Source organism: Lacibacter sp. (assembly GCF_057361365.1).
The window spans coordinates 92288-105474 of sequence record NZ_JBMQSG010000020.1 but is presented as its reverse complement, the minus strand read 5'-3'; the positions used below and the strand labels follow the sequence as shown (position 1 = coordinate 105474).

Genomic DNA, 13187 nt, shown 5'->3' with positions numbered 1-13187 from the left:
AAAAGACTCCCTTTTAATTTTATCTTGAAAAATTTCGCTGGCTACCAATACCAATTTTGTCGAGTTCTTTTTTAAACTCTCTATCAGATTTATTGATCATGATTCGATAAAGTACAACTAACAAAACAACAGAGAATAGATTGATCAAAAGATTTACAAGGTTTGATTCCGTGTCATACATCCAAACCGATATGTTGGCAATAACAATCAACAACAGTATGCTGAAAAAATAAAACAACATCACTTTTGTAATGATATCGCCACTATGCTGCGACTTGAGCATATTGATCCGCACTTTTGGTAACATTTCGGGGTATTTATATTCGAGATAAACTCCTTCTTTAAACGCCGCATGTAAAAGTTCATGATACACCTTTAAGTCGAGCATCCACAAAACAAAAATGCCAACTGAAGCCGCCACACAAATACCAATCACCAATAACCAATTGCTTATTGGTAACTCTTCCTGCTTGGTAAGCACAAAACCAATTGCACTTAGTGCAACCAGTAACCATTGCGATGCAAGCTTTCTGTATTCCAGTTCCAGTTCATTAAAATGGCGTTCTTCTTCGCCAATGTGATCATAGACTTTCATCAGTTTATCAAAGTCCATTTCTTCTTTGTACATATGGAAGGTGTTTAGGTGACTTGTTTAAGATTACCCAAAATAGAAAACATCAATAAGAATTACAATGGCATCATATCAAAACAAAAAGGGAGCCTTTCGACTCCCTTTTCTATTTCACTTCTTTCTTCAATTATGCTTTGTACTGAGCGATCAATCCGTTGGCTAATTCAACCATCTTCTTGATACCATCTTCAGGTAATGCACCTTTCTTAAACTCAGCTAATACATCAGGAAGTTTGTTTTCCATTTCAAGCATAAAATGATCTTCAAATTCTTTCACTTTACGCACAGGTACCGCATTCAACAAACCATTTGTACCGAGGTAGATCATAGCAACCTGCTTTTCTACAGTGTACGGAGTGTACTGAGGTTGTTTCAAAATTTCCACGTTACGTGCACCTTTATCAATTACCGCTTTTGTAGCAGCATCCATATCACCACCAAATTTAGAGAACGCTTCCAACTCACGGTAAAGTGCCTGGTCAAGCTTCAATGTACCGGCAACTTTCTTCATTGATTTAATCTGAGCGTTACCCCCCACACGACTTACAGAGATACCTACGTTGATCGCCGGGCGGATACCTGCGTTGAACAGGTTACCTTCCAAAAAGATCTGGCCATCAGTAATTGAGATCACGTTTGTAGGAATATAAGCAGATACGTCACCCGCTTGTGTTTCAATGATCGGTAATGCAGTTAATGAACCACCACCTTTCACCAAATGTTTAATGCTGTCAGGAACATCGTTCATGTTCTTTGCCACACCATCATCGTTGATCACTTTTGCAGCACGCTCAAGCAAACGACTATGGAGATAGAATACGTCACCAGGATATGCTTCACGACCAGGAGGACGTTTCAACAACAATGAAACTTCACGATAAGCTACCGCTTGCTTTGAAAGATCATCGTAAATGATCAATGCAGGACGGCCGGTATCACGGAAGAACTCACCCAATGCGGCACCAGCATAAGGAGCATAGAACTGCTGAGGTGCCGGATCACTTGCAGAAGCCGCAACGATAGTTGTGTACTTCATTGCACCATTGTCTTCCAATGTTTTCATAACACCGGCAATAGTTGATGCTTTCTGACCAATGGCAACATATATACAATATACAGGCTTGCCTGCATCGAAGAATTCTTTTTGGTTGATGATGGTATCAATTGCAATGGCGGTTTTACCAGTTTGACGATCACCAATAATCAACTCACGTTGACCACGACCGATCGGAATCATCGCATCAATGGCTTTGATACCTGTTTGAAGTGGTTCTTTTACCGGTTCACGGAAGATTACACCAGGTGCTTTACGCTCCAATGGCATTTCATACAATTCGCCAGTGATCGGGCCTTTACCATCGATTGGTTCACCCAATACGTTGATAACACGGCCACTCATGCCTTCACCTACTTTAATGGAGGCGATCTGACCTGTACGGCGTACAGTAGAACTTTCTTTAATACCTTTTCCTTCTCCCATCAATACCACACCCACGTTATCTTCTTCAAGGTTAAGGGCAATGGCACGAACACCATTATCAAATTCTACCAGTTCACCGTAGCGAACGTTATTCAATCCATATACACGGGCAATACCATCACCCACTTGCAATACGGTACCTACTTCTTCCAAATCAGCACCAACGTTAAAGTTGCTTAACTGCTGGCGAAGTATCGCTGAAATTTCATCCGGTTTAATATCTGCCATGACGCTTTATTTAGTCCTCGTTCTCGTTTGAGTTGATGAGGAAAGTTTACAATTGAATTTTTATCTGATGTTTCTGATGTATGTATTTTTCTGGAACTGCTTTTGTATATCTCTTAAATCACGGGCAATACTTGCATCAACCAAATTGCCTTTGTATTCAAGTTGAAAGCCTCCAATGATTCCATCGTTCACTACATTCTCAAGTTCAACCTGCGCCAATCCGGCATCAGTTTTCACTTTATTTATGATGGCAGCTTTCAATTCATCACTTGCAGGCGAAGCTGTGATCAGTTTCACTTTATGAATGCCTTTGATCTCGTTGTATTGATCGATAACAGCATGTGCAATTTCAGGCAATGTTTTTTCACGGCCTTTTTTTACAATCAGGTTTACGAATGCAGAAGAAAGTTTGCCGATGTTTTTGCTGATGATTTCATTTACAATTTTCTCTTTTGTATCGGCATTAATAACAGGGCTGCGAAGCACATTTGTAAACTCTTTGCTTTGCTTGCACACATCCTGCAAATATTTCATATCGGCATACACAGCTTCCAGTTGGTTTTGCTCCTGGGCTAACACAACCAGCGACTTGGCATAACGACCTGCGAGACGGGGATTTTGCATGTTTGAATTTGAAAATTTATCAATTTGAAAATTTGAAAATCAAAGTCATTTCAAATGTTCAAATCTTCAAATTAGTTTAATTTAACTTCTTCAGCCAGTTTGCTGATGTATAATTCCTGTTCAGGTTTATTAGCAAGTTCACGACGCAAAACCTTTTCGCTCACTTCAATTACCAGGTTACCCACTTGATTTTTTACATCAGTTAAAGCAGCCATTTTTTGCTGGTTGATGGCAGCTGTTGCTTCCACCATAATTTTATTGGCTTCTGCTTTTGCCTGCTCTTTCGCTTCGTTTACAATTTTATCTCTTGTTTCACGGGCTTCTTTCAGCAACTGCGCTCTTTCTTCACGTGCTTTTGCAAGCAATGCTTCGTTTTCATTTTTCATCTGCGCCATTTCAGCTTTTACTTTTTCAGCTGTCTCAAGTGCTTCTGCAATTCCTTGCTCTCTTTCATGCAAACCTTTAATGATGGCCGGCCATGCAAATTTTTTCAGAATGAAAAACACAACGAGGAAAGCAACCAGCGTCCAGAAGAGTAAACCTAAAGCGGGAGTAAGTAAACCCATGATTTATTTTATTTAAAACGTTCGATTTTAGTTTAAAATACTGCATCCGCCGCCCTGTGCTTTGGATGCAGTAAAATGTTTGTGCGGCAATGATTAAAGTACCATTGCAAGGAAGCCTACGATAATAGCAAACAGAGCAGCTCCTTCTACGAGGGCCGCAGTAAGGATCATGTTTGCACGGATGTCGTTAGAAGCTTCAGGCTGGCGTGCAATTGATTCCAATGCACCTTTACCAATCTGTCCGATACCGATACCGGCACCTACAGCTGCTAAACCTGCACCTATTGCACCACCTGCATTTGCTACCGCATCTAAAAGAATTAAATCCATTGTTTTGAATTTATGATTGTGAAAAATAAAACGATTAATGATGAGCTGCTTCTTCGCCATGACCATGATCACCTTCCATTGCCTGGCTGATGAATACAGCGGTAAGCATGGTAAAGATGAAGGCCTGCAGGAAAGCAACCAGTATTTCAATAAAATAAATGAAAATCGTGAACGGGATAGAGATCACTGTTGAACCGATACCGAAGCCTTGGCCTAATTTCTCTGTAAATACAAAGATCAAAGAGATCAAACAGATGATGATAATGTGACCCGCCACCATGTTGGCGAAAAGACGAATGATCAAGGCACCTGGCTTAATTAACACAGCACTCAATAATTCCACCGGTACCAGGATGAATTTTACACCTAATGGCACTCCCGGCGGATTGAAGATATGGCCCCAGTAATGCCTGTTTGAACTGAACAGGATAACGATGAAAGCTATAATACCCAACACCACTGTGAAGGCGATATTACCTGTTACGTTCGCTGAACCTGGAACTAATCCAAAAATGTTATTGATAAGAATAAAGAAGAATACTGTAAGAAGGAAAGGCAGGTACTTGGGTGATTTTGCACCAAGATTTGGAACTGAAACTTCATCACGTACAAAGGTGATGATGGGTTCGAAAAAGTTCTGTTTGCCTTTAGGGGCCGATGTTACACCAAGCCCTTTGCCATACGCTTTTGCAATGCTGATCAGGATCAATACAAGAACGATCAACGCCAGCAACATCTGCACTACGTTACGTGTAAGCGACAGATCGTAGAATTTTTCGTTTGGATCAGATGAAACGATCTTTTCACCAATCTCCTGCTTCACCAATTTATAACCATTGTGCTCGGCGTGGCCATGTTCAAATTTTGAAGACATGAACACCGACAAACCTTTCTGTTGAGAATAAATAATAACGGGAAGTGGAAAACCAACTGCATGACCGTTCCAATCGAAGAAATGGAAGTCGTGACCGTCCATAATATGGCCGAAGATCACTTCCTTGGCATCAAAGCCTTCCTTTTTTGGAGCATGCTCACCTTCCTTAGCTGCCGGTTCGTGCTCAGCAGGTTCATGCTGGGCCAAAACAGGAGCTGATAAAACCACAAAAAAAACGCTGAAAACCGCTACCAATAAGGATTTGAAGCTTATAACCGCCATACGTTTCCTAAATTTGGCGCAAAGATAAGGAGCGGCAGGTGAAAAACGGGGAAATGATAAATCGAAAAAGGAAAAAAGTTGTTCAGGTTAATCGAGGCCCATTTTGCGGCGCTCTTCTTTAATTTTTTCGAGTTCACGGATGTCATCCAGATCTTTTGAACGACCCACTGCACGTTTGTTTTTCAGTAAGTGATTGATGTGCAAAAAAGGCACCTTAACACCGTCGATTGCGGCAACTGAAGCTTCCTTGTAACAGTCATCGAAACTAAACTCTTCCAACCCCTTCATAGTTGTCATTATATCAATAACGATCCCGGGACCAACATAGAATTGCGACCAGCCTGGGATAAACTGTGTTGTTTCAAAAGAAAGAAAATCACCATAATCTAAATCGATAAAGGCTTTTCTGAAGCGCTTCCTGTTCTCAAGCGTATCCTTTATCCAAATATCAAGGTCATCAGTAACACGGTTATGGCCATTAAAATTTACAGATAACCCTCCTACCATTATATACAGGACTTCATTACTGTTCAGCACTTGCCAGAACTTCAGTAAATCTTCATCCATTATATCCATAAACAATTGCAGGATTACTTCTTGTGTGTAATTACAGCTCTTTTAAACATTATTCCTCTTTTCAGCATGCGGCAGAACGTTTTGAATTTCTCCTCATCAGACATGAGGATAGCTTGCCTCCGCCTTAAGGTTTCATGCTCTTCCTGCTTCTCATAAGGAACAAAAGTTTCCTTAACCTGTGAAGTAGTTTGATTTATATCGTACCCTTTCTTTTCCACTTCCTGCAAGTTAAAAAATATCCATCGCTTTACCTACTAAGCATCAATTAGACGATCGCCTTAGAAAACTGCATCTCATGCAATTTGGCATAATACCCCCCAAGATTCAGCAGCTCTTCATGCGTGCCCATTTCCTTGATCTCCCCCTTATCTAGTACTATGATCTTATCTGCCTTGCGGATTGTAGAAAGACGATGGGCAATAACAATAGATGTGCGCCCCTCGATCAGTTTATCGATAGCATTCTGAATCATGTGCTCTGTTTCTGTATCAACAGAAGATGTGGCTTCATCCAATATCAAAACAGAAGGATTAAACAACAATGCCCTAATAAAACTCAACAATTGTCGTTGTCCCTGGCTCATGGTAGCACCACGTTCCATTACATTAAAGTCGTAGTTATTGGGCAGTCGCATGATAAAATCATGCAGACCGATCAATTTAGCAGCCTCGATCACTTTTTCTTTACTAATATTTTCATTTCGCAGTGTTACATTATCTGTAATAGTTCCTGCAAATAAAAACACATCCTGCAACACCACACCCACTTTACTGCGGAGAGCATCCAGTTCATAATCTTCGAGTTCTACCCCGTCAAGTTTGATGGAACCTTTTTGTATATGATAAAGACGATTAAGTAAACTGATGATCGATGTTTTACCACTGCCTGTATGACCAACAATTGCAACGGTATCTCCCGGTTTGACTGTAAATGAAAGATCTTTCAACACCCAGTTCTCATCGTTGTAAGCAAACCACACATGTTCAAATTCAATTTTACCAGGCACTGCACCTTGTGGCTGAAACGCATCATGTGCGGATGGAGCGATCTCATCTGTATTGTCCATCACTTTAAATACACGTTCGCTTGCCACCATCCCCATTTGCAGTACATTAAATTTATCAGCGATAAAACGCAGGGGACGAAACAGCATATTCAATAGAATAATGAACGCCATAATTTCTCCCGCCATTTTTGCTGCTTCGCCATTTGTCGCCGAAACTGCCTGACCCGCTCCAAACCACACAAGCAAGCCAAGCGAAATAGCTAAAATGATTTCCACCACCGGGAAGAAAACAGAATAAGCGAAGATGGCCTGAATGTTTGCGTTACGATGATCTTTATTAATTCTGTTGAATTTGTTCAGCTCTTTTTGTTCTACTGCAAACGCTTGTACCACCTGCATACCTTGAATATGTTCCTGCACAAAAGCATTGAGTGCTGCGACTGCGTTACGCACACGATGAAAACTTTTGTTCACGCTTTCTTTAAAATAATAGGTGGCGAGAATAAGGAACGGAAAAGGAATCAGGCAAACCAGCGTTAATTGCCAGTTGATATAAAACATGGTGAACAGTACCGCAATGATGGTCAGAAAATCAGCAAGAATTGGAATAAATCCTTCTGCAAATACATCACTAATAGTTTCAATGTCATTCACCGTACGTGTAGTTAAAGTACCGATTGGAGTTTGATCGAATTGACGAAGATTCAACCCCAATATTTTTTTGAAGACATTTACACGCAGATCTCTTACTACTGTTTGCCCAAGCCATGCTGTGTAATAAGAAAAGAAAAAGCGAAGAACAGTTTCCAGAATGATAAGGGCGATCTGGAAGATGGTGATGCGGATTACCATTTCAGCAACATTATGCTGAATATAATCATTCACCGTTGTGTTGATGAGCCAAGGCCGAATAGGTGCCATCACTGCCAATACAATTGCCAGGATAATCGAACTGTTCAATCGTCTCCTGTATGGCGATGCATATCGGATGATCCTGCCGAGTAACCGGAAATCGAATACTTGTTTTTTCCCTTCTTTATTTGCCAAGCCTTGTAAAGATTTAGCGCCAAAGTTAAACGCTTTCATTTTGCATAACCCATACAGCCTATTAACCGGATGCTAAAAAGGATGAATGGCAAGCTATACTTTGTATTTACGATTGAAGTACAATAATGAGAACAAACTTGCCACCACTCCCACTACTGCAAACACAATAACCAATTGCGAATAAAATGAAACCCAGTTCAGTTGAAGTTTGAGCAATTCTTTTGTGAGCATTACTGAAATGCTGCCGAGATAACCCCATGCATCAGCAACATAAATGAGGAAACCAACATTGCCTGCAATACTGAACGATGCAAGCAGCCTTTCAAAAAACACACTATTAAATAACACATAGGAGATGTAAAGACCTAAACCTGTCAGTTGCATCCACAACGCACCATCCAGCATTGATTGTCTGAATAAAAATGATGCGACGCCCGTCAACAAAAACCCAACGATCAACAACAAATGAATAATGCGGAAAGCTTTCATGTTCCTGCGCACAAACACCAGCATACCAATTACTCCAAGCACAACTAATGACGTAATTGTTTCCGTTTTTGCAAATACTGACGCATTGCCTCCATAACCAAGTTCCGTCCACATATTGGCCATATAATTGTCCCGCAGATCCCGCATGATGGTGAGCAATAAATAAACGATCACAAATGCAACAACACCGGCACTGAACTGCCGCAAAAATTTTTTACGTTCAGTATGATTCATTGGTAAACGAACGGTTCGCTCGGCTTCATCATCATTATCGGGCAAAGGAGCTTTCTCAAGCAACACGTAAAAAATAACTAACGGAACAGCAAACAATGTAGCAGTTGCAAACGGCATCCAGTATTCAGTGATATTCCAATCGAGCAACAACCATTTGCCTATACTCCTGCTGAAGCCTCCTGCAAAGATGAAACTAACGGCCAGCACTACGCCAATAAAATCTGTTGCCCTTCTGCCTTCAACATAACTAAAAATTACTCCCCACATAAATCCAAGTGTAAATCCATTAACAAGAAAACAGATCATTCCGAATGGAGCAGGCACAACAGCAAATAAGAACAAACTCAACCACGCTACGCCCACCATTAGCAAACTTGTTTTCCAACGGCCATGACGTTTTAATTCAGAAATAAACTTAATACCGTAAAATTTACTGATCATATAACCAACAACCTGGCTGATGATAAGTAGTGTTTGATACGATACATTCCAAAACCTTAACCCATCAAAAGTTGCAACTGTAAATGGTTTGCGGAAAGCAAAGATGGAAGCGTAGGTAAAGAAAACAACAACAGCTAAGTAAATTGCTGCTGCAATTTGCTTAGCTGTAAAAGTTGATTGGGTATTTAGTTGTTGACTCAAAGCAACGGGAAGATAACTGTTTTTGCGGCCGATAGCCCCATCAAACATTACATTTCACCGGTTGCCTTGCGGTATGCTTTAATAAAGATGGCGCCGAGGTTTTTGTGTGGCGGCACATAATCTTTCATCAGTTCACTTGCTTTGGGATCGTTTTTCACTGATGCTGTAATCTGTTGCCAGATAGGGATCCATTCAATATTTTTTCCATTGCGGATATCTTCATTCAATGCACGAAGAATGGGTTCGTTTACCGAGTAACTACCCACCTGCTTTGTAGAAATGATATGCGCATCTTCATTTACATTCAGAATTTTCGCCAGGTTCTGGTAACCACCGCAAGAACCCAACATCACAATTCTTGATGAAGGCAACATTTGCTGAATGGTATATTTTAAATGATAACTATGTCCACGATGTACTACGATCGATGGGTTGATGTTATTCTTCGTTAAATAATTGAGCAGGGCTTCCTGTGCTTTTGCATCAAGATCTTGCTTGTAATCGAGCGGTAGATTTGCATAAATGGTGTAAGGCTTTCCTTTTGTAGAGTTGATGGTTACCCATTCTTTGCCAGTCACCACTTTCCATTCAGGTTTGCCATTGAACATACCCATGAAGTTTCTAAAGGAAGTTATACCATCTTCATCGCCATAAAAGAATACATGTTGCACCACACGGCCACTGTCATTTGCAATACTGTTATAATCAACTTTATAAACCGGTGGAATACCAAGTATCGCAGACAAGTCCATCGAAGGGTCTGATGCCGACTTAAACAATGTCTGCAGAATATTATAGATCACCTCTCCTTTTCTATCCTTGTCCTGCAAACTTTTTTCGTAGTTCTGCTTTACCTGCTGCTTTAAAAAGTTTTGCAGATCAACATTGGTGATGCTTCCATAACTATCTGCCACATCCACTGCATCTTCCAATGAGTTTGTTTTCTGTAATCCATTTACGAATGCATACATCAGCTTCGAACTTCTGTCTTCAGGCATCGATTTCAGGAAATCATCAAGGCGATTATAGTTCGCCGCCATTTTTATAAACTTCTTGAAACGATCAAAATGAACCGACATCATCAACGAATCACTTCTTCTGCCCGGGAAGCGAGTCATCATGCGATCGTACAACTTCGTGTATGTACTGGTGTAAATAATTTCTTCTGTTGTAACAATGAGGTAATAAATCTCCTCAGAATTAAGAGGATCGCTAACCCGCATACGAACCGCATCAGGTGAATCGTGCAGGTCATTCATCACATTCACAAACACATCGGCAGCTTTTCGTTCCAACATCTGAAATAATACCGGTGCCAACACAGGCGTATCGCCCATTGAAATACGGTTGTAATATTTAACCTGCGTTCTTACAAGTAGTTTGTAATAAGCCAATTCATTTTCAACAACAGCTCTTATATCATCAATTTCCAAACGCTTATTCAATAATTCATCGAGGAACGGCAAATACAATGTACCATTCATGATGCCACTCAATTTGGCAATTGTCTGCACCTTTGGATTTGTATTACGACGAATAATTCTTGCAGCAACCGTCTTTGTTGCTTGTGCATAAGTGTATACTTCCAGCGGAATTTTATCTGCAGCTAATACAATCAAACTATCGGCAAAAGGTTCGTTCTCAAAAGGTGCAATACCTGATAAAATATTTGAAGGATCGATGCGGGCTTTTTTCAAGAACACCATTTTTTTGATCTCGGGCAATTCTTTTGCCTGAACAAAAATGGTGGATAAAGCTTCTGCACCCTGGTATGGCAATTTATTGAAAACAGGCATCAGGCTTTCACCGGACTGTTGCCTGCGCATACATTCTTCGTAACTCGCAAATAACTGTGGAATGAGCGGAACAATCTCTTTGTCCTTTGCACGGGTTGCAATTGCCTGCAACAACTCACGGAGCGAACGAAGCTGACCGATCTTAAAATTGTTATCGCCATCCATGCGCTCAATATCCAGTTGCAATTCATCCACACGACGAAGTACCACATCTGTGATTTGGATATTAAGGTCATCGTTACCAGTAAGCTTCAGGAAATTATCGATCTTTCCGTCAACACGGTCGGTACGTTTTTGTTCTTTATCAATATTCTCATGCCATATCACACGGGTCATCGGAATATCAATTTTCGAAGTGTCAAACGTGATCCTGTTTTGTGCAAACGCCGCAAAACCGGAAAAAGCAAGTAAAGCTGTGAGGGTGTATTTTCTCATCGTGTACAAAATTAGCCGCAATTTTTCATTCAGCAGCGTATGGCCGCCCATGTACTCTTACAAAAACATGCCCAAACCCTTAAAACTCGTTAACAATTTTATAATATTACCTTGGAATTTACATAGGAGCATGCGTATAAATTTGCAGCACAGTCATGGAGCCCAAAGGAAAAAAAATTCTTATTGCCGACGATGAGCCGGATATCCTCGAGATATTAGAATACAATTTAACAGTTGAAGGTTACACCGTTGTAAAAGCAAAAGATGGCGACGATGCCCTGCATACCGCCAAACAACAACACCCCGATCTTATTATTCTTGATGTAATGATGCCACGCAAAACAGGTATGGAGGTTTGCCAGATACTAAGATCTCAACCTGACTTTACCGATACTCGCATTATTATGCTTACTGCATTGAATGATGAAACAAATCATATCAAAGGCCTTGAAATGGGTGCCGATGATTATGTAAGTAAACCTATCAGCCCCAAAGTTCTCATCAGCCGTGTGAATGCACTCTTCCGCCGCACAGGTAAAGGCGATGAAACAATTATTAAAGTTGGCGAATTGCAGATCGATAAAGAACAGTTTCTTGTGAAGTACAACGGACAGGATATTGTTCTTGCAAAAAAAGAATTTGAATTGCTGGCCTTGCTGGCTTCAAAACCAGGTCGTGTGTTTCTCCGTCATGAAATATTAAACCAGGTTTGGGGTGCCGATGTAATTGTTGGCGACCGCACCATTGATGTACACATCCGTAAGATCAGGCAGAAGCTGAACATCGATTGTATTACTACCGTGAAAGGTGTAGGTTATAAGTTTGAACTTGGTACAACTTAATTCGTGTTTACATTTGTTTGTTTTTAAACAACAAACAGCATGCTCAATTCCCGTCAGATAAACCCTGTGCAGGTTGCTGCAATCAATGCATTTACTATTTCACTGCTGGTTGGCTTAGCGAATTATTTTTTCATCCGCAGTTGGTGGATCGCTTTGCTGAGCTTTGTTGTGTTATTCATCATCAGCTACCTGCTCATTCGTTATTTTACCGAGCGCTTTATTTACAGGCATATCAAGCTTATCTACAAATTCATTTCGCAAACGAAAGCCACCAAAAGAGAAGAATTCTTCAACAAATCATTATTACCCGAAAAAAGCTTGCAGGAAGTAAGTGAAGAAGTGGAGCAATGGGCCGCACAAAAGCGTGAAGAAATTGAGACACTTCAGCAGAATGAACAATACCGGAAAGAATTTTTGCAGAATCTTAGTCATGAATTAAAGACACCCATTTTTGCTGTGCAGGGTTATGTTGATACGTTGCTCAGCGGCGCCATGCACAAAGAAGAAGTGGCGAAGAAATTTTTGCTGAATACATCAAAGAACATCGATCGTTTAGTAAACCTTGTTGATGATCTTGATGAAATTTCAAAACTGGAAAGTGGTGAACAGGAATTGTACAAAGAAAATTTTGTGATCCAGGAATTGATCGATGAGATCTTCGATAGCCTTTCTATTAAAGCGGCCGATAAGAATATTAAAACATCCATCAAAAAAGGATGCGAGTTACCCATTATTGTGTATGCTGATAAAGAAAAGATACGCATGGTACTCATTAACCTTGTTGACAATGCCATTAAGTATGGAAAACAAAACGGCGGCATTGCCTTCAGTGCTTATAAAACACATGGCAATCTTGTGTTGATTGAAATAAGCGATGATGGTTTTGGTATTGCTGAAGAACATCTCACCCGTATTTTCGAACGCTTCTACCGTACCGATCTTGCACGCAGCCGCAAAGAAGGTGGCAGCGGTTTAGGTCTTTCCATCTGCAAACATATTATTGAAGCACACGGACAAACCATGCATGTACGCAGCCGTCTTGATGTGGGCACTACATTTGGCTTTACACTGCAGGGGCGTGAAGAAGAAGATGAATAGAGCGTTA

General features: G+C 40.6%; 12 protein-coding genes. 2 read left to right on the top strand and 10 right to left on the bottom strand.

The window, feature by feature from the left end; all coding sequences use genetic code 11:
• Positions 1-19: 19 nt before the first annotated feature.
• From ACO1QW_RS17070 to ACO1QW_RS17025, 10 genes are all read right to left on the bottom strand, one after another.
• A complete protein-coding gene (locus ACO1QW_RS17070; RefSeq protein ID WP_486260595.1) occupies positions 20-628 on the bottom strand; it encodes a hypothetical protein in 609 nt (202 codons plus the stop codon).
• 130 nt (positions 629-758) lie between these two features.
• The gene (gene atpA, locus ACO1QW_RS17065) at positions 759-2339 is read right to left on the bottom strand and encodes a F0F1 ATP synthase subunit alpha (RefSeq protein WP_486260594.1); all 1581 of its coding nucleotides are present in this window, start codon (positions 2337-2339) and stop codon (positions 759-761) included.
• Between the two features lie 60 nt (positions 2340-2399).
• Complete coding sequence (gene atpH / locus ACO1QW_RS17060) at positions 2400-2963, bottom strand: ATP synthase F1 subunit delta (protein ID WP_486260593.1); 564 nt, start codon at positions 2961-2963, stop codon at positions 2400-2402.
• A gap of 71 nt (positions 2964-3034) precedes the next feature.
• Positions 3035-3529 (bottom strand): F0F1 ATP synthase subunit B, encoded by a 495-nt coding sequence (atpF, locus tag ACO1QW_RS17055; RefSeq protein ID WP_486260592.1) that lies wholly within the window; start codon positions 3527-3529, stop codon positions 3035-3037.
• A 93-nt stretch (positions 3530-3622) separates the two neighbouring features.
• Complete coding sequence (atpE, locus tag ACO1QW_RS17050; RefSeq protein WP_182803889.1) at positions 3623-3859, bottom strand: ATP synthase F0 subunit C; 237 nt, start codon at positions 3857-3859, stop codon at positions 3623-3625.
• 34 nt (positions 3860-3893) lie between these two features.
• Positions 3894-5015, bottom strand: a complete 1122-nt coding sequence (gene atpB / locus ACO1QW_RS17045) for a F0F1 ATP synthase subunit A (protein WP_486260591.1) — start codon at positions 5013-5015, stop codon at positions 3894-3896.
• A gap of 87 nt (positions 5016-5102) precedes the next feature.
• The gene (locus tag ACO1QW_RS17040; protein WP_486260590.1) at positions 5103-5591 is read right to left on the bottom strand and encodes a nucleotidyltransferase; all 489 of its coding nucleotides are present in this window, start codon (positions 5589-5591) and stop codon (positions 5103-5105) included.
• 265 nt (positions 5592-5856) lie between these two features.
• Positions 5857-7644, bottom strand: coding sequence for an ABC transporter ATP-binding protein (locus ACO1QW_RS17035; protein WP_486260589.1), 1788 nt, complete (start codon positions 7642-7644; stop codon positions 5857-5859).
• Positions 7645-7737: 93 nt separating this feature from the next.
• Positions 7738-9057: a DUF5690 family protein gene (locus tag ACO1QW_RS17030; RefSeq protein ID WP_486260588.1), complete on the bottom strand. Its 1320-nt coding sequence runs from the start codon at positions 9055-9057 to the stop codon at positions 7738-7740.
• A complete protein-coding gene (locus ACO1QW_RS17025) occupies positions 9057-11240 on the bottom strand; it encodes a hypothetical protein (protein ID WP_486260587.1) in 2184 nt (727 codons plus the stop codon). Before ACO1QW_RS17025 ends, ACO1QW_RS17030 begins: the two co-directional genes overlap by 1 nt.
• A gap of 155 nt (positions 11241-11395) precedes the next feature.
• On the opposite strand from ACO1QW_RS17025, the gene ACO1QW_RS17020 reads away from it, so the two are divergent.
• Together ACO1QW_RS17020 and ACO1QW_RS17015 are read left to right on the top strand one after the other, a co-directional pair.
• Positions 11396-12082, top strand: coding sequence for a response regulator (locus ACO1QW_RS17020; RefSeq protein ID WP_486260586.1), 687 nt, complete (start codon positions 11396-11398; stop codon positions 12080-12082).
• A 39-nt stretch (positions 12083-12121) separates the two neighbouring features.
• Complete coding sequence (locus ACO1QW_RS17015; protein ID WP_486260585.1) at positions 12122-13180, top strand: sensor histidine kinase; 1059 nt, start codon at positions 12122-12124, stop codon at positions 13178-13180.
• Positions 13181-13187 lie beyond the last annotated feature (7 nt).

Bases quoted from the DNA above. Each gene is read 5' to 3' on its own strand.
- ACO1QW_RS17040 (WP_486260590.1), bottom strand. From the start codon at position 5,591: ATGGATATAATGGATGAAGATTTACTGAAGTTCTGGCAAGTGCTGAAC.
- atpA (WP_486260594.1), bottom strand. From the start codon at position 2,339: ATGGCAGATATTAAACCGGATGAAATTTCAGCGATACTTCGCCAGCAG.
- ACO1QW_RS17030 (WP_486260588.1), bottom strand. From the start codon at position 9,057: ATGTTTGATGGGGCTATCGGCCGCAAAAACAGTTATCTTCCCGTTGCT.
- atpF (WP_486260592.1), bottom strand. From the start codon at position 3,529: ATGGGTTTACTTACTCCCGCTTTAGGTTTACTCTTCTGGACGCTGGTT.
- ACO1QW_RS17020 (WP_486260586.1), top strand. From the start codon at position 11,396: ATGGAGCCCAAAGGAAAAAAAATTCTTATTGCCGACGATGAGCCGGAT.
- atpH (WP_486260593.1), bottom strand. From the start codon at position 2,963: ATGCAAAATCCCCGTCTCGCAGGTCGTTATGCCAAGTCGCTGGTTGTG.
- atpE (WP_182803889.1), bottom strand. From the start codon at position 3,859: ATGGATTTAATTCTTTTAGATGCGGTAGCAAATGCAGGTGGTGCAATA.
- ACO1QW_RS17015 (WP_486260585.1), top strand. From the start codon at position 12,122: ATGCTCAATTCCCGTCAGATAAACCCTGTGCAGGTTGCTGCAATCAAT.
- ACO1QW_RS17025 (WP_486260587.1), bottom strand. From the start codon at position 11,240: ATGAGAAAATACACCCTCACAGCTTTACTTGCTTTTTCCGGTTTTGCG.
- ACO1QW_RS17070 (WP_486260595.1), bottom strand. From the start codon at position 628: ATGTACAAAGAAGAAATGGACTTTGATAAACTGATGAAAGTCTATGAT.
- atpB (WP_486260591.1), bottom strand. From the start codon at position 5,015: ATGGCGGTTATAAGCTTCAAATCCTTATTGGTAGCGGTTTTCAGCGTT.